At 35.1% G+C, this 16,771-nt stretch carries 15 protein-coding genes and 1 pseudogene; 1 reads left to right on the plus strand and 15 read right to left on the minus strand.

Translation table 11 applies throughout. The features are described 5' to 3' along the window. Positions 1–7: 7 nt before the first annotated feature. The 3 genes from ACOEN1_RS02210 to ACOEN1_RS02220 all read right to left on the minus strand — a co-directional run bounded on the left by ACOEN1_RS02210 (position 8) and on the right by ACOEN1_RS02220 (position 4,009). The gene (locus ACOEN1_RS02210; protein ID WP_422484781.1) at positions 8–1,903 is read right to left on the minus strand and encodes an ATP-dependent nuclease; all 1,896 of its coding nucleotides are present in this window, start codon (positions 1,901–1,903) and stop codon (positions 8–10) included. Positions 1,904–2,422: 519 nt separating this feature from the next. Continuing rightward, positions 2,423–3,310, minus strand: coding sequence for a UTP--glucose-1-phosphate uridylyltransferase GalU (gene galU / locus ACOEN1_RS02215; RefSeq protein WP_422484782.1), 888 nt, complete (start codon positions 3,308–3,310; stop codon positions 2,423–2,425). 102 nt (positions 3,311–3,412) lie between these two features. Next, entirely contained in the window at positions 3,413–4,009 is a 597-nt protein-coding gene (locus ACOEN1_RS02220) for a hypothetical protein (protein WP_422484783.1), read from the minus strand. 101 nt (positions 4,010–4,110) lie between these two features. Here ACOEN1_RS02220 and ACOEN1_RS02225 point away from each other — a divergent pair, with 101 nt between their 5' ends. Continuing rightward, a complete protein-coding gene (locus tag ACOEN1_RS02225) occupies positions 4,111–5,217 on the plus strand; it encodes an integrase core domain-containing protein (RefSeq protein WP_422484784.1) in 1,107 nt (368 codons plus the stop codon). Between the two features lie 248 nt (positions 5,218–5,465). On the opposite strand, the pseudogene ACOEN1_RS02230 reads toward ACOEN1_RS02225, so the two are convergent. The 12 genes and pseudogenes from ACOEN1_RS02230 to ACOEN1_RS02285 form a co-directional block, all read right to left on the minus strand. Next, positions 5,466–5,552: pseudogene (locus tag ACOEN1_RS02230) on the minus strand (SEC-C metal-binding domain-containing protein); the annotation flags it as partial. A gap of 683 nt (positions 5,553–6,235) precedes the next feature. Then, complete coding sequence (locus tag ACOEN1_RS02235) at positions 6,236–7,087, minus strand: hypothetical protein (RefSeq protein WP_422484785.1); 852 nt, start codon at positions 7,085–7,087, stop codon at positions 6,236–6,238. A 22-nt stretch (positions 7,088–7,109) separates the two neighbouring features. Then, positions 7,110–8,012 carry a hypothetical protein gene (locus ACOEN1_RS02240; protein WP_422484786.1) on the minus strand — a complete coding sequence of 301 codons (903 nt, stop codon included), beginning with the start codon at positions 8,010–8,012 and terminating at the stop codon, positions 7,110–7,112. A 12-nt stretch (positions 8,013–8,024) separates the two neighbouring features. Next, complete coding sequence (locus ACOEN1_RS02245) at positions 8,025–8,654, minus strand: hypothetical protein (protein ID WP_422484787.1); 630 nt, start codon at positions 8,652–8,654, stop codon at positions 8,025–8,027. 21 nt (positions 8,655–8,675) lie between these two features. Further along, positions 8,676–9,362, minus strand: a complete 687-nt coding sequence (locus ACOEN1_RS02250; RefSeq protein WP_422484788.1) for a hypothetical protein — start codon at positions 9,360–9,362, stop codon at positions 8,676–8,678. Positions 9,363–10,205: 843 nt separating this feature from the next. After that, positions 10,206–11,123 carry an NAD-dependent epimerase/dehydratase family protein gene (locus ACOEN1_RS02255; protein WP_422484789.1) on the minus strand — a complete coding sequence of 306 codons (918 nt, stop codon included), beginning with the start codon at positions 11,121–11,123 and terminating at the stop codon, positions 10,206–10,208. A 12-nt stretch (positions 11,124–11,135) separates the two neighbouring features. Next, entirely contained in the window at positions 11,136–11,678 is a 543-nt protein-coding gene (gene rfbC, locus ACOEN1_RS02260) for a dTDP-4-dehydrorhamnose 3,5-epimerase (protein WP_422484790.1), read from the minus strand. Then, positions 11,675–12,757: a CDP-glucose 4,6-dehydratase gene (gene rfbG / locus ACOEN1_RS02265; RefSeq protein WP_422484791.1), complete on the minus strand. Its 1,083-nt coding sequence runs from the start codon at positions 12,755–12,757 to the stop codon at positions 11,675–11,677. The genes rfbC and rfbG overlap by 4 nt, the downstream gene beginning before the upstream one ends. A gap of 2 nt (positions 12,758–12,759) precedes the next feature. Continuing rightward, positions 12,760–13,533 (minus strand): glucose-1-phosphate cytidylyltransferase, encoded by a 774-nt coding sequence (rfbF, locus tag ACOEN1_RS02270; protein ID WP_422484792.1) that lies wholly within the window; start codon positions 13,531–13,533, stop codon positions 12,760–12,762. A 5-nt stretch (positions 13,534–13,538) separates the two neighbouring features. After that, a complete protein-coding gene (locus ACOEN1_RS02275) occupies positions 13,539–14,219 on the minus strand; it encodes a ferredoxin--NADP reductase (RefSeq protein ID WP_422484793.1) in 681 nt (226 codons plus the stop codon). Further along, positions 14,216–15,529, minus strand: a complete 1,314-nt coding sequence (gene rfbH, locus ACOEN1_RS02280) for a lipopolysaccharide biosynthesis protein RfbH (RefSeq protein ID WP_422484794.1) — start codon at positions 15,527–15,529, stop codon at positions 14,216–14,218. Before rfbH ends, ACOEN1_RS02275 begins: the two co-directional genes overlap by 4 nt. A gap of 72 nt (positions 15,530–15,601) precedes the next feature. After that, entirely contained in the window at positions 15,602–16,738 is a 1,137-nt protein-coding gene (locus tag ACOEN1_RS02285; RefSeq protein ID WP_422484795.1) for a hypothetical protein, read from the minus strand. Between the last annotated feature and the right edge of the window lie 33 nt (positions 16,739–16,771).

Raw genomic sequence — 16,771 nt, forward strand, 5'->3', positions numbered from 1 at the left:
CATCCACCTACTCTGTTACATAATTTATAGCTTCGACAATATAATTTGGCAGCTTGCTCAATAGTTCACCTTTTTCTTCATTCCTATATCTATCTTCTAAAACATTTGCCAACTCTTGAGCAAACTCAGCTTTTGAAAATGTTTTCTTTGTAAATAATGAATAAATATATGACGCTTTCTCTTCCTCGCTACGAAGTTTTTTGAGTTCTTTATAATGATCTTGTAAAAATCCATCTTGTTTTTCATCTAATATTGCTGTTTCCATACCTCTTGTTTTCAGCTTGCTAGCAGCAATAAGTATATCTTCAGTCAACCCCGCAAATGCCAAATCATATTCCAATGTCCAATTATCAGATACAAAAGTATTTACAAATTGACCATCTGCTTTTGATTTTTTTTCCTTAATATACTTTTCTTTGTCATCGATTTCTGATTCTACAACCCATCTACGCTTATTCTTCGCAGGCCAATTTGCTTTACTCTTGTATTCTTCATTTATACAAATCTCTGGTGCACAATCAGGCATAACATCTCTATCTGTTATACAAGCTACTTTTACCTTCAGAATATTACATTCATCTTTACGTTGAAAGATTCTTGCGTACCTTCTCAAACCGGTGCTCATTACATTTACTACAGAAATTCCATAATCTGTGAAACTTTTCCCTAATAATTTAGCAATCGTTGGTAATAATAGCTCTTCACTGGGGCCCTCAACAATAATAATACTTCTAGCAAAAAATAAATTCGCCTTTGTAGCATCTAAGTATCTTTCTAAAAATCTATAATCCTCGTTTTCTAGTTTCGTATATTCTTCTGCCATTGGAAATGGCTTTCCGTCTTTTAGTATTACAATATTCTTTAATGAAATTACTGAAGATAGGATAGGAGAATGTGTAGTAAGTATGATTTGTTGATTGTCATCAATTCTAGATTGTAGTGATTTAATAAGTTTTAATTGACGCTGCGCATGAATATGTGCCTCCGGTTCTTCTATAAGCAAAAAGGAACTAAATCCATTTGACGAATTTGACTGATTTAACAATAATTCACATGCCATGCTAAGAATGTTACTAGTTCCTAGACCGACACGTCCATGATGATTTGAAGAAGACTTAACAATAGTTAAATCCAATTTTTCTAAAAGTCCTATAAGTTTTCTTTCTTCCGACGCTGCCATATCGGATACAGTGATATTTGCGTTTACATCATCACTTTTCAGCAGCATCTCATTTTTTAAAATATCAGTAATATCTTTACTTATTACATTTAATTTTTTATGATTAGCCAGTAATTTATTTGATAAGTCTGCAATTCCAGTTAAAGATAATTCATCCAAAGACTTACCATCAACATATACATGGTCTCCTGAATTTAAATCACTTACATTATTAATGATTTGAGAAAGTCTTGAATTTCTACCTGACTGCATATTATTATATGCATCACGCGGTGCTCTTAGGTGAGTAACTCGTAGTAGCTCTCTTGCTTCAGCTACAGGAGCGACAATATCACCATTGATTCCTGTATAAATTGTAGTTGCTATACGATTTGGTTTAATTGTTGACATGTATTTAGCATTCCAATGAATGTATAAAACTGCATTATCTTCTTCAATACTAAGATTTTCTAAAAAACTTGCTTCTTCTTCAATTGAAAGATCTTGAAACTTACAAACAATACTAATTTCTCTTTCTGTATCTTCTTCATAAAAGTCAGATAAATTAACTCTTTGCCAGCTTTGATCTGTTGTCCCCAAAACAAGCTTTATTGCATCAAGGACTGCTGATTTACCAGAATCATTTTCTCCTATAATAAAGGTAATACCGTTGTTTAATAGAATTGTCTGCCCCGCTTCATCAAAACATCTAAAGTTTTTAATTGATATTGATGAAAGATACATTCACTCTCCTCCTTAAAAGCTGAAATACTTAATATGCATATAATATATTCTAACAGTATCTAAGACTACAACCCAATAGTATACCCCAATTACTTTATTTTTAGGATTATTTAACTCTTGGATTATAATACTCAAAGTTGAAATACTATCCCACGACTTGAAATGAAAATAAATCTTTTTATCTAATTTTTTAGTTACCTGATATTACTTGTTCGTAAAATCTAAGCCTCTTTTACATTATTTTACCAGATTGTACGGATTAAAGCACTACTATAACATAATTTGCTGCAAACAATGTTTTCAGTATGGCAACAACCAAGGGCTGTCTTCACGTAGCACACTATGCCCAGTAGATGGACTTGGTATATCACAATGTCCTCAAAAGACTGAGTGTAACCATCAATTCTTACAACTCATAGCATATTCTCATATATTATATTGTGAATTCATCAAGCACCGAATATTCTGTTAATTTACCCTTAAATGTAAGCGGGTGCTAACCCGCTTGATCATTATTCATTAATGTATATTTCTATCCTTCTCGATTTTGACAATATTATCAAGATAGTTCAGAAATTCATCCCTTAAATCATTTCTTCTTAATGCAAACTCAACAGTGGCTTCAAGAAAGCCTTGCTTATCTCCTACATCATATCTTTTACCGTCAAATACATACGCATACATTGCTTCCCTCTTTGATAAAAGATTAAGTGCATCTGTTAGCTGTATCTCACCTTTCTTACCAGGCTTTGTTTCCTCAATAGCTTCAAAAATTGCAGGATTTATTATATATCTTCCAAGAATAGCTATATTTGATGGTGCATCCTCCATACTTGGTTTTTCTACAAGGTTCCTAACCTTGTAGATTCTATCTTCAATGTGATTTCCATCAACAATACCATACTTGCTTACTTCATTATCAGGAACTTCCTGTACACCGAGTATTGTCGTCTTGTATTCATCATAAGCTTCAATCATCTGCTTAAGGCAAGGTTTCTCACTATGAACAATGTCATCACCTAGTAATACTGCAAAAGGCTCATTAGCAATAAAACTCTTGGCACAGTGGATTGCATGACCCAGGCCTCTAGGTTCCTTTTGTCTGATATAATGAATATTTGCCATATCAGAGATCTTTCTTACCTCTTCAAGCATTTCATCCTTGCCTGCCCTCTCAAGCTCCATCTCAAGCTCGACAGACTTGTCAAAATGATTTTCTATGGAAGACTTGTTCCTTCCAGTGATAATAAGTATTTCCTCAATTCCTGATGCAACAGCTTCCTCTATTATAAACTGAAGAGTTGGTTTATCAACAATTGGTAGCATCTCTTTGGGTTGCGCCTTGGTTGCAGGTAAAAACCTTGTCCCAAGACCTGCTGCTGGTATAACTGCCTTTCTGACTCTCATTGCAAACCTCCCGTATTATATATACTGTCAAAAACAAAACACTCTCTTACAATATTCTACCAGAATACATAATCGATTAACACCTAATTTAACAAACAAAAACTAATTGTAACCAACCATTTTCTCAATCTCTATAGGTGTATATCCATTATTAGCCCACATTCTTGTATTATCAGCAAGACCTTTAATCAGCTCCATCAATTGCTCTGCATCCTTGCTATCCTTGAACATCAAATCATTCTCCTCAAAAAAATATCCAAGGTTTCCAATACCATCAACAGACTTTAGGAATATCCTTATGTCATTTGCCAGCTTTTCAGCTTTAGATTTATCTTTATATAAACCATATAAGAATTCCACAAGATCATTATATGACTTTGTTCTTTCAAAATAAGTATAATCAGCATACCTCAATAATTCTTCCTTTTCAGGTATGTAATACGGCTTGCCATCCTTATATTCTTTCTCCTTGCTATAGTCATCTAGCATCATAATCTCCATGGCAATGAGCTCATTATTCTCCACAACTACAAGATTATCTCTTAGATAAACTATATTTTTCCCCACCTCAGCTCTAAGCTCCTCTATCTTAATATTATCTTCATTTTGAATATTGTAAGTATCAGCAACCTTACCAAAGCTTACGATTCCGTAAAGATTCACCAGAGAAATACAGTAGTCTAAAATTATACTTTTCATAACACAGCTCCTTACGCATTTTACGCCATTTAGAGTAATAATTGACTGAATTTACCATCTATGCTAGAATCCTACCTAATAGTTATCTTTATAAAGGAGGAATGGTAAAGTTGAGAATCATAAAAGCCATAATGGCTTATATTAGAGAATGGTTAAGCATATTTTTCTGGTCCTTGAATGCTAAACTAAAATCCGACAAACACAAGGAATTTGAGATTGTTGCTTTAAGAATGCAGCTTGCATACTACAAGAGACAGGTTGAGAAGAAAAATCTTCCCAAACCTCGAACAAGCATTGCCCATCAACAATTTTGGGTTCTTTTATCAAAGCACTACAAACCTTGGAGAAAACTACCACTGGATGTTACCCCAATAACCGTGAAAAGCTGGCATAAAACAGCCTTCAAAAGGCACTGGTGGAAAAAATCCAACCCCGTTGGCAGACCAAAAATATCAAACAAGACAAAGGAACTCATTAAATCCATACACTCGAAGAACCCACTACTGAGCGCAGAGAAAATCCATGAAATGCTGATCAATATGAACTACACCGATGTACCTTGTGCGAATAAGATCCGTGAGATGCTTGGCCAGGATCCCAAGAGATCTCCATCTGGCAAACAGGTTCAGTCCTGGAGAACATTTCTGAAAAACCACAGGGATATTTGGGCAATGGACTTCTTTACAGTACCAACTTTAACTTTCAAGATTCTTTATGTACTAATCATTATCAATCACGACACCAGAAAGATTGAACATTTTGGCGTTACCTACAACCCAAACACAATATGGTTAAAGCAGCAGTTACGAGAAGCAACCCCATTTGAAAACAAACCTAAATATCTTATTCATGATAATGATCCAGTTTTCGTTTCAGAAGATTTCAAGGCTTTTCTTGGTTCCTCTGATATCAAGTCGAAGAGAATCTCCTACAGATCCCCTTGGCAAAACGGTATAGCGGAAAGGTGCATCGGCAGCATCCGCAGGGAACTGACTGATCACATTATTCCTGTTAATGAGAAGCACCTACATAGGCTTATGAAGGAATATGTAGATGAATACTACAACACAAATCGTACTCATCAGGGGATTAACTGTACAACTCCTATCCCTTCTCTAGAGTACCCGGAATTAAAATTCACTGAAGGTAAAATGAATCCAAAGGAAATTCTAGGTGGTCTGTACCATACTTACAAAAGAGTAGCGTAACCTTAATCAATTCTCTTGCAACCCTGATCGGGAGGGTTTATTGTCATGCCTTTTTTTAATCTCCAACCATTACACCCTCATAAAAATAACATTAATCAGTTTCTTTCCCCCATTATTTCCCATACTAATAAAAATCTTTAAATTATTAGTCACAAAATTCCAGCTACCTTGTTGCAAAGTTGCTTTGGAAATAATTTATGAGGTCGACACCCATGTCAATTACCAGATGGAAGATTTTTTTCTAAAAATTAATTTTCATCTTTCCCTAAGCAGCACTTTTTGTATTTTTTCCCGCTGCCACAAGGACATGGGTCGTTTCTGCCTATCTTCTTCCTCGTCTTCATATCTATAACATTAGATCCACCAAACTCGAACGGCTTATTCGGTAACGGCTTTAGATTTGGCTTTTCAAATTTCTCGAAGATTTCATTAGGGGTATGGCCATTATTTTCCCATATCCTAATATTATTAGAGAGATCCATCACAAGTTGCATGACTTCATTAGTCTGGTTCATATCTTTAAAACTTATCTTCATCTTATTGAATGAATCAAATATTGTCTGCATGTTCACACCAAACTGACACATCCCCTGGATATCCTCCGCCAGCCATTCAGCCTTTTCATCTCCCGGTTTGAAGAAGTTCTTCTGCAGATAAATCAGCAGATTATTATATTGCTTTGATTTCTCAAAGTAACTCTCATCAACATATTTTAGAAGTTCATCTCTTGCAGGAACATAGTATGGCTTATCTGCTTTCTTTCTGAGCATCAATTCAAACTCATTATTATCAATGATAGTTTCCATTACAAAATAATCCTTGTGAGTGAGGATAAATGCATCTTCTAATTCTTCTGTTGGGTTGTTCAGTATCGCTTCCACATTAGCTAGACTGACCTGATCTTCATTCTGGCTGTTATAGATTTCTACAACTTTGTCCTTGTGAACCATTCCATAAAGATTTGAAAGTGCGATGATGTAATTTGTTAATTGGGTCACTATGTCACCTCCGTTCATTTCTATTTCATCTCTTCTCCAAGTACTTCATTCATTATATCATCCAAATCTTCCCCTTCAATATCTACGCCTTTATACGCATAAACTTGTGTCATCATTAGAGCAAAGTATTTTTCCCGATTAATTCCTAATAATGTATTGCCATCAAGCTCCTTTAAAATTTTTACCGTGTCCACATTAAGCATTCCATTGCGGGTCATGCTCTTTCTAGGTCGTTTAAGATCAAGCTTATATACCGAATCTACAATTAATGATTCTAGTTCTGCAAGAAGACCACTAATTTCGTGATCCAGTGTAATTGCCACTTGTAATAATAGGGTGGTTGACAGCTTATCAATATCTTCTTCACTGAGCTTATTATCTGCTGGTAGCGGAATTCTTGTAATTGCTACAAGTAATGCATTAATCCATGAAAAATATCCTTGCATGAGTGCAAGGTGGAATCGCACCTTCTTACCCATCCATAACTTGTTCGTTGTTATGATTCTTTCAAAACCTCTAAAGAACTCTCGAAACTTATCAACGCTACTAAAAACATCCGAATACTGTAGATGAGGTTCGTGCGGTAATGTAAGTTCATATTCTTTTAGTAGGGCAAGCCATTCTTTCTCTTTTCCGTTATGCAGCTCTTTATGGAAAGCTAAGTCTTCAAGAAAGTCTAAGATTTCCTGCTCACTGTTAACTCTTTTCTCAAGTATAACACCTGCAACACGAGTGATTTCATCTTTCTTCTTTAGATAAAAAGTGGTAACAAAAGCAATAATCAGGCCGGCACCCAGGGTTATTGTGATATTGAATATTCCGTCCCACATGAACTGTGGTAAGCCTAAAAATGAATTTACCGTTTCTTCCAATTGGTGTGCCTCCTTTCCCTACCTATTGCCCATTAAGCATTTTTAGCTCATTTTGAATTGACTCTAATAACTCTATAATTTTACCTTCATCATAATTAGGTGCAGTGCTGTTGCTGTTGATCAAGGCAGCAACTTCATCAAGTTTATTGCTTATTTGACCTAATTCTTCCGAGGGATTTAGTTCGTTTAGGGCTATTTCAATATCTGAGAGTTGTTCTGAATAATTATTACCACCCCAATTTAAAAAAGCAGGTACTAAATTTGCGAGTGTAAGAACTATTACAAGAACCGTCATCCATGTTGTAATTCTAAACTGTTTGGTTGATTCTTTTGCTCCTTGCTCCATCATTTCTTTATTTGATAGGTATTGTTGCTCAGTTTGCTTAGAGAAATCTGTTAGTGTTTCAGTTAGTTTATGTGTTGAGAGAATCGTACCTGCTTGTGCTGGTTGACAATGATTAACAGCATTCAACTTGAATATAGACTGATACGTTTTGTTTTCTACTAACTCACATATTCCTCTAAGATTCCCAATTTCCTCACATTTATAGTATGCGGTACATCTAGAATACTCATATATTTCATGATTTTGGTAGTTACCATTCTTAATCAGTTTATCAAGACATTCTTTTGAGCAAACAGCTACCGATTTTGATTCATCTCTTTCATGCCTGAGATAATACCAAAAGTACCCATCCTCAATTGATTCCTCGCATATTTTACACTTCCAATTCGAAAAGTCAGGACGTTCAAATTCATCACTGTCTTCATCAAGAATTTCTTCTGGTGAATGGTATTCTTTTCTGTTCGGATCTAACATCTCATATGCCGGTGTGATATTCAAAGGTTCAATCTTTGGAACTGCAAATTTACCTATATCCCCAAATATATTTTTTAGTTTATCATTATCCACTTCATCACCCACCTTCAACTCAACCTACTCATCTTCTCCACGATGCTCCGTCATCTGAACATCAACCCAATCTTCTTCAACGTACACCATTCCATTCCGACCTTCCACCTTCCGGTTAGGACCAGCCTTATACAGCTTGCAACTAAGCGGACCATAACAGAATGTCTCAAACCTATACTTCTTCTTGCCTCTAGGATTCCAGTTGTCTACAATTATCTCAACAGGCATTCTACAGCCCCACATGCAGCTGCTACACTTCGTCTCATAAGTCCTAGCTGCCAGTCTACGGTGTCCTCTTTCTCTGTAAACTTCCAGCTCCGGCGGCACCAGTTCCCAGGGTGATGATGTGTTAGTGATGGTAGTGCTTCGGGTGATGAGTTTGAGTTTAGAGACTTTGTAATACTCAGTAGGTTCAGTATCAGGATCCGGTACTGGTACGCACTCTCCGCTGATGATATCATTCACATTGAATTGATGTTTGGCATGAGCTGCTTTGCCGATGCCAACGGAGAAGGTGGTATTGATGTTGTCCAGCTCTCCGTCTAAGGTAATGGCATAGCCCAGGTATGTATGGGAGGCTTCGTCGAAGGACCTGGTTAGACGGATCCTGGGTTGGATTGATATTATCTTACCGGTGAAGATATGTTTGTCCATGACTTGAGGCCTCCTTCATTTTTATAGCTTAGGTAGTTCTTCAATGAGTTTATGAGCACGTTTTAAGAAATGTTGATAGTTCCCAATTGTCATCTGCAGTTCTTCAGATGAAACAACATTACCGCTTGGATGCCCTGACTCGTTTCTTACTTTTCTAATAACATCTAAAAAGTTAAAATTTAGCTTTGGATTCTCAAAACCAAGATTTTCAAATAATGAAGCATTGCTATTAACACGCTTCTCGAACTCATCTAATCTTATATAAGCTGACTTTGCCTTGATGACTTTTCGCTCAAAAGCCTCTTGTTCATTCTGACTAGAATGATTTTTAAGATACTCATGATATGAATCACAGAGTTGGGATAACAAATATTCTGCCGCACATCCTAGCATTGTACTGGCTGCAAGTCTATTGTTTCTGATTGCGCACTCACATGCTTCATAGAGATAAGATTTTTCAATTTCATCGAGACCTAATGAAGAAACTTCTGTTATAAATGATTGGTAAACAGAACCTTCCACAATCTCTTTTTCAATTTCCTCTATCTCAATAGTAGTGACCTTTGCCGCTAGCACTGTAATAACAACATCGGTTGCCATATATTCATCGTCATCTTCATATATTTCAAAACTTAAAGTCCTTAAGAGATCAATTTCTTTTTCCAATAAGGTTTTAAATTCTATTGGCGTTTTTATATTTATGTTCATCTTTCGCTGATAACTAACAACACCAGAAAACGGCCAGAGCTTGTCATATCATATACAATTCTAGAACGCTTGATGATATTACTGAGTTCCTGCTTACCTTTGATATCAAGATATTTTATTAGTGTATAATGGAAATCTCTTTCTGGCGTCATACTTCACTCTCCTCAAATCAGCATTTCATCAATTTTCTGTAAACTCATCTTCTTAAAAAACGGACATCTCTGCGTCTAAAAATGCCCGTTCTCTTTCACTGCTTATCTGAAAAGTTTCCATCACAGCTAATCATGGTGTCTAACTGATCAACCAGAATCACTACCGATCTGAAAAGTTACCATCACTGCTTATCTGGAATGTTTACCATCACAACTGATCTAGGTTTCAAAGTAATCAGTTCTGTCTGAGATGTCAAACTAATCATGCATATCAACCAGATTGAGCTAAAATGACCCCATCTCGAATGTAGTCGTCACTACCGATCTTGATACCAGCCTATTTGCCTATCTGTTTATTCTGTATAGTTGCTCATCTCTCCATCACCCTAATCAACTTGTCCACTTGTCAGTGCCCGGCACCTCTCAAATCTAAGCTTTAGTTGATGTAACCCTTATTAGAGCCTCATATAAGATTCCCAAAATTTACTTATGTGGCAGAAAAGTTTTTTGGGGAGTTTTGGGGAGTCAAGTTTACCACCACTAAACAAAATCACTTAGTTACTGCCACTAATACCACGAGCAGCCAGGTAAGTTCATGGTAGTTCAGCATTTACCAGTTGCCACAACAGTTCAAAACACTAGATTATTAAGCGTAGCTTTTGCTGAACTTCCATTTTGGTATGTGCTGCGGTTAATCATGCCCAAAACCTTTTTTGCAATTGAGACTAGAATATTTCTTCAATCCCTCTTCTAATGAAATAGTACACTCCCAATCAGGTAGCAATTTATATCCACTCCAGAGCTCCATGACTTCTCTTCTTCGATAACCTCTACCACCCCAACAAACATTGATTTTTTTAGATGTCACTTTTTCAAATATCTCAATTAAATCCTTTAATCTAATTTTTCTACCGGATGCAACACCAAACTGCTCAAAATTGATGGCACAATTGCTAGATAATATTTCATAAGCTTTCACAAACGCTTTAACTACGTCATCTACATGAACTAAATCTAAAACCTGTTCTCCAGGAGACAAATTAAGCTCCTTGTTTTCATCCGCAAACTTATGAAGGAGATTAATTAGTTTTGGTCTGGTATCTGACTCACCATAAGTATCAAAAAGCTTTAGTGTAATGCATCTAATATTTTCTGCTTCAGTATAGTATTTGATTAAACTTTCATATGCCTGCTTGGTTGCAGCATACAAATCTACTGGATTGTATTCGTTTGTATGATAATGCTGCCACGATGTTCCTGTATTAATGAGTTGTTTTGTACTTGATTCTTTCATGGCCTCAAGGATATGAAGACCAAATTTTATGTTGCTATCTATCAGTTGATTAATCTGATTTGATTCATGTTCAGCAATAAATAGAGAAGCTAAATGAAACACAACGTCAGCTTCTTTTTCTCTAAAGAAACTGATTAATTTTTCAACATTTCCATCATACTCAAATAATTGAACCTTATTAAGTACACTATTAATATTGGTGTAATCTGATGACGGTCTCGCAATTATAGAGACTTCCCAGTTATTATCAATTAGATATTTACACAAATTGGAGCCAACAAATCCTGTAGCTCCGGTTACAATTGCTCTTTTCATCTTCTGCACCTCCTAAAAAGGATTGCTTTTACTAAATTCCTCAAAACTTACTAGCGACTTATCACGTTCAGAGACAATAGGTTCTGATAACTCCCAATTGAAGTTAAAACTATTAAAACGCACTCCAGAATCAGCTTCGTTATTATAAACAGTTGAAACATTATAAATCATTATAGTATTGTCTACCATTGATCTAAAGCCATGTGCTAAACCCTTTGGAATATAAACAGATCTGTAGTTCCTGTCATTTAATACTATTGAAATTGATTTCCCAAAGGTATTAGAACTCTTTCTCAGGTCAAGAATTACATCTGTTACTTCACCTTTTGCCACATATACAAGTTTCTCATGGTCATGCGGTGGCAACTGAAAGTGCATACCACGGATTACATTCTTTTTTGAAATGGAAAAATAGCTTTCTTTAAAATCAGTACAAAGAGCATTTTTCTCAAAAAAATTGCTATGATACGTTTTAGTAAAGCTTCCTCTTTCATCAGAAGCATAAAAATTTTCTATTATAAAAACACCTTCAAGTTCGGTTTTAATTAATTTCATTCATATCCCCCTTTAACGGAGAAATCAGTAATTTGTTGCTTACATAATTCATAAACCTCTGTATTGTTGTAGTCTTTATACCAATCAATGGTATACTTAATGGTTTCATCTATATTTAGAGTTGGCACCCAGCCCAATTTAAATCTTGCTTTCGAAATATCAAGTGCTAAAAGCTTTGCTTCGTGAACAGCGTTAGGATCAGAGACATCTTTTAACTCTCCTCTTTCATAATTATTTATAACAGATTGTGCAATATTCCATACAGGTATTATTGAACTTAGTTCAGGACCAAAATTCCATGCTTCAGCATAATCTACAGGGTTATTGTACATTTTTTCACCTAACATCAAATAACCACTTAAAGGCTCAAGAACATGTTCCCATGGTCTAACTGATTTAGGACTTCTAATCTCAATTGGATTGCCGGCTTCTATTGCTTTTATACAATCTGGAATGATTCTGTCTTTAGCCCAATCTCCACCACCAATTACATTTCCAGCTCTCACACTCGCAATGGATTTGCCATGTTTTTCATATTCTTGAGGATTGAAATAAGAGAGTCGCCATGAGTTAATTGCAATCTCAGCAGCGCCCTTTGATGATGAATAAGGATCATAACCGCCCATTGAATCGGATTCTCTATACCCCCAAAGCTGCTCTTTATTGTCATAGCACTTATCTGTAGTAATCATAATACCTACTTTAGCGGCCTTCGTTTTTCGAATGGCTTCGAGAACATTTATTGTTCCCATCACATTGATCTCATAGGTCTCAACAGGATTCTCATAGGATAGTCTAACTAAAGGCTGTGCTGCAAGATGAAATACAAACTCAGGCTCATAGCTACTGAACACTCCTTCTAGTTTACTCTTATCACGAATATCTCCTCTGATGTCAATTATCTTTTCGCCAATCTTTGATAATACAAAATTATCTCTCTCTGTGTAGGGGTCTAATGCATAACCTATTACCTTCGCGCCTAACTCATGCAACCAGATAGAGAGCCAAGAGCCTTTAAAACCCGTATGACCGGTGACTAATACCGTTTTATCTTTATAAATATTATTGAATACCTTCATTCCTACCACACTTTCCAGAAAGCTTCATTATTTTTCCATATTCTTTCTAAGTAACTCAAATCTCTTTCTGTATCCATACAAGCCCATAAACCATCATGCTTATAGACAGCAATTTTACCTTCAGAAGCCAATTGCTCTAAAATACCCGCTTCTAAATCACAACTCTCATCTGCTGTTAAATAATTCAATAACTCTTTATTAAAAACCATGTATCCACCATTAATCATTCCCTGTGAAGCCTGTGCTTTTTCTTCAAAAGATGTTAGAATATCTCCTTCAGCAACAAGTTCACCGAATCTAGCAGGGGGGTGTACACCAGAAATAGTAACAATTTTATTAGTATTATTATGAAACTCTATTAGATTGTTGATGTTAATATCCGCTACACCGTCGCCATATGTTAATAAGTTGATATCATCATCAAGGTATTTCTCAATTCGCTTCAGTCTTCCTCCTTTAAGAGTATTAAGACCTGTATCAACTAATGTAACCTTCCAATCAAGCTCATCATGCCCATTATGAAATTCCACACTATTGTCTGACAGATTTACAGTAAAATCATTGTTATTTGCATCATAATGCAGAAAATAATCCTTGATTACATCGCCTTTATAACCTAGGCAAATAACAAACTCTTTGATCCCGTAATGGGCATAGGTCTTCATAATATGCCACATTATTGGCTTACCACCAACTTGAACCATCGGCTTTGGTATCGAGTTTGTCAGATTACCTAATCTACTACCATAACCACCTGCTAAAATTACTAATTTCATTTTCTTCACTCCCATTCGTCCATATATATTTTTGTGTATCCGTTTTTTATGAGTATTTCCTTATAGTTTTGGTTAAATGATTTGCTACCACATAAATAAATATGGGTTTCTTTATCAGCTATCCTATTAATGTCTTCTACAGTGATACGATTGTTATGACAGTTGCTATATTTCTCTCTTGTAACAAAGACTTCCATTCGTTCTCCAAGCATTTCTTTTAGAGATCCATAATGGAGCAAGTCATTGAAATATTTTGCGCTATAAAAAAGAGAAATATTATCTAAAAGATTGTTCAACTCGTAGTATTTGACTAGACTTAAATAAGGTGTGATTCCTACACCACCTGCAATGAATAGGTGCTTTTCATTCACTGAGTTCTTATTGAATAAATCACCAAATGGATATTTAATGGTGCACTTATTACCCACACCCAGTTCATCGAATATCTTAGAAGTATAGAACCCTACATTCTTAATAATGAACTTCATGACACCTTTTTCATAAGAAGCTATACTGAAAGTTCTTGAATCAGGCCAAATGTCAGAAGCAGTGACCAAATCTAAAGTGAGCTGAACAAAGGAACCTGGATTGTACTTGCGTTCTTTTTCTAATTCTAGAACATATTCTCTGATATCTTTGCTGTGCTCAACAATTTGTACAACTTTTGCTTGCGTTACATGATTCATTGGTCGAGCTCCTTGAAGAAGTTTTCAAATATTTTGGCAATATACTTAACCTGCTCATCATTTATGCCTGGATAAACGCCTATAAAGAAAGTATTATTCATGATGTAATCAGTATTTTTCAGGTCTCCGATAATTCTACATTCAATATCTAGATATGCTGGTTGTTTAGTAACATTACCAGCAAAAAGAAGTCTGGTCATTATCATGTTCTTTTCTAAATACATTGTTAAGTCGTTTCTAGAGAACTTCTCATTTTCTTTAACTGTGATTGGAAATCCAAACCAAGAAGGATCAGAATTCTTCGTCGCTTCAGGCATAATCAAAAGCTCTTCATATTTCAAAAGTTCATTCTTAATCTTAGAAAAATTTTCTTTTCTCTTCTCAATAAAACTTGGTAATTTTTCTAACTGAGCCATTCCAACCGCAGCTTGCATATCTGTAACTTTCAAATTGTATCCAATATGGCTATACACATATTTATGATCATATCCGACTGGTAGCTTTCCATACTGCATACTAAAGCGTCTTCCACATGTGTTGTCGGCACCCGGTCCACAATAACAATCGCGGCCCCAATCTCTAAAAGATGTTGCTATCCTCATCAACTCATCATCGTTTGTCAGTACTGCTCCACCTTCACCCATGGTCATATGATGTGCAGGATAAAAGCTTACTGTAGCAAGATGACCAAAAGTTCCTACTTTTTTACCATTGTAAGTTGATCCAACAGCATCACAGCAATCTTCTACAACAAATAAATCGTGCTTATTAGCAAACTCCATAATTGCATCTAAATCAAAAGGATTTCCTAATGTATGTGCTATCATTATCGCTCTTGTTTTATCCGATAATGCATTTTCCAAATCATTAACTTTTATATTGTAAGTTCCAATTTCCACATCAACAAACACTGGGATTAAACCATTTTGAATAATTGGATTGATTGTTGTTGGAAATCCTGCTGCAACCGTGATGACTTCATCGCCTTTTTTTAATCTCTTATCCCCCAATTTAGGTGATGTCAGCGTTGTAAATGCCACTAAATTAGCTGAAGATCCTGAGTTCACAAGTAAACAATGCTCCAGATCCATAAACTGAGCAAACTCATACTCAAAATCGTTGGCATATCGTCCAGCTGTTAGCCAAAAATCTAATGAAGAATCCACAAGATTTATAAGTTCATTTTCATCAAACACTCTTCTTGCAAATGGAATTCGATCACCTTCTGAATACGCATCATCCTTAAAAGCAACATCATAGTATTCTTTTACCTTCGTAAGTATTTCTTTTCTTAAAGTATCTTTGTTCATTTTGTTTACCTCCAAATTTATTGGTTTTAAATTTTTTCTCATTTAAAAACTGCACTACAAAAGTGTTATCCTTTACAAAGAATTAATTATATTAACCATTTTCTCCTTGAAACTATCTTCAGAAAAATTACTCAGGTACACTTCATACGCATTGTTTATCCTGCTCTGAATCACATCTAAATCTAAATTTGATATGTACTCAATGGATTGAGCTATTGATTCAGGAATATTCTTTGAATAGAAAATATCATTCTCCCCATCAAAAAATTCTTTTGGTGCAATAGATTCTCCCGTTAATACAGGTGCTTTCATGGCAACTCCATCAATTAGTTTATTAACTAGCACATTTTTTGCTTTATCACTGTCACCAAAATTTCCTAGTACGATGTCACAATTATGAACTAGAAATTCTTCTAATTTTCCATTTTTAAAAGTATAATCATTTTCGATAGAAATTACATCTTGTAAGGATAGCTCTTCAACCACCTTAGAGTACACAACAGATTTCTCATGTGAATTACCGAATAAATAAATTCTAAACTTTATATTTTTATCATTTAAGATCTTTCCAGCTTCAATGATTTTCTCTATGCCATGTAGAGGAATATATGTACCCCACCAACATATTGAAATGTAATCATTCTTCCCCGTAAAAAAAGGCAACTCCACCCCTCTTTTTTCATCTACACATAATGGGACTACTTGGTGTTTTATTCTAGATAGATCCACTTCAGCCAACTTTGAGTATCTTTTTGCTTCCGTAGAATTCAAATAGAGAACTATACTCGAATTCATAGTGATATTCCTATCAAATTTCTTGAGTTTAATAGCTTTTTTACTTCCTTCTTCAAATAGTCCCCTATCATTCACTTTTGTGTCGTACTCAGATATATAAAAATCAGTAATTATTTGCTTTCTAAATAATTTAGCTATGTTAAACTCAAACTGTCTATTATTATTCATGGCGGGCAAAATCACTATGTCTGCCATAGATAGGAATAGTATTTTAGTTGGAAAAGCGATGATTTTTTGTAATATTTTTATAATTTTCCTTCTAGTTCTATGTGTAAATTTCATGCTTCCTGCATATTTCAGAGACACTATACTACAATAATAAATTTTATGATTACTATCTAATAATATTTTGATTAAATTCTGAGTCCTATAACTTCCTTTGACTTCTCCGATTATATATATGTTCTTCATCAAAATTAACTCACCTCTACTCCACCAATACGATTT

The organism is Gudongella sp. DL1XJH-153 (genome assembly GCF_049310905.1).
In the GTDB taxonomy this organism is placed as follows: Bacteria; Bacillota; Clostridia; order Tissierellales; family Tissierellaceae; genus Gudongella.

Coding starts and splice junctions, on each gene's coding strand:
- galU (WP_422484782.1), bottom strand. CDS start 3,310: ATGAGAGTCAGAAAGGCAGTTATACCAGCAGCAGGTCTTGGGACAAGG.
- ACOEN1_RS02220 (WP_422484783.1), bottom strand. CDS start 4,009: ATGAAAAGTATAATTTTAGACTACTGTATTTCTCTGGTGAATCTTTAC.
- rfbH (WP_422484794.1), bottom strand. CDS start 15,529: ATGAACAAAGATACTTTAAGAAAAGAAATACTTACGAAGGTAAAAGAA.
- ACOEN1_RS02255 (WP_422484789.1), bottom strand. CDS start 11,123: ATGAAAAGAGCAATTGTAACCGGAGCTACAGGATTTGTTGGCTCCAAT.
- ACOEN1_RS02275 (WP_422484793.1), bottom strand. CDS start 14,219: ATGAATCATGTAACGCAAGCAAAAGTTGTACAAATTGTTGAGCACAGC.
- rfbG (WP_422484791.1), bottom strand. CDS start 12,757: ATGAAGGTATTCAATAATATTTATAAAGATAAAACGGTATTAGTCACC.
- ACOEN1_RS02210 (WP_422484781.1), bottom strand. CDS start 1,903: ATGTATCTTTCATCAATATCAATTAAAAACTTTAGATGTTTTGATGAA.
- ACOEN1_RS02225 (WP_422484784.1), top strand. CDS start 4,111: ATGGTAAAGTTGAGAATCATAAAAGCCATAATGGCTTATATTAGAGAA.
- rfbC (WP_422484790.1), bottom strand. CDS start 11,678: ATGAAATTAATTAAAACCGAACTTGAAGGTGTTTTTATAATAGAAAAT.
- ACOEN1_RS02250 (WP_422484788.1), bottom strand. CDS start 9,362: ATGAACATAAATATAAAAACGCCAATAGAATTTAAAACCTTATTGGAA.
- ACOEN1_RS02245 (WP_422484787.1), bottom strand. CDS start 8,654: ATGGACAAACATATCTTCACCGGTAAGATAATATCAATCCAACCCAGG.
- rfbF (WP_422484792.1), bottom strand. CDS start 13,533: ATGAAATTAGTAATTTTAGCAGGTGGTTATGGTAGTAGATTAGGTAAT.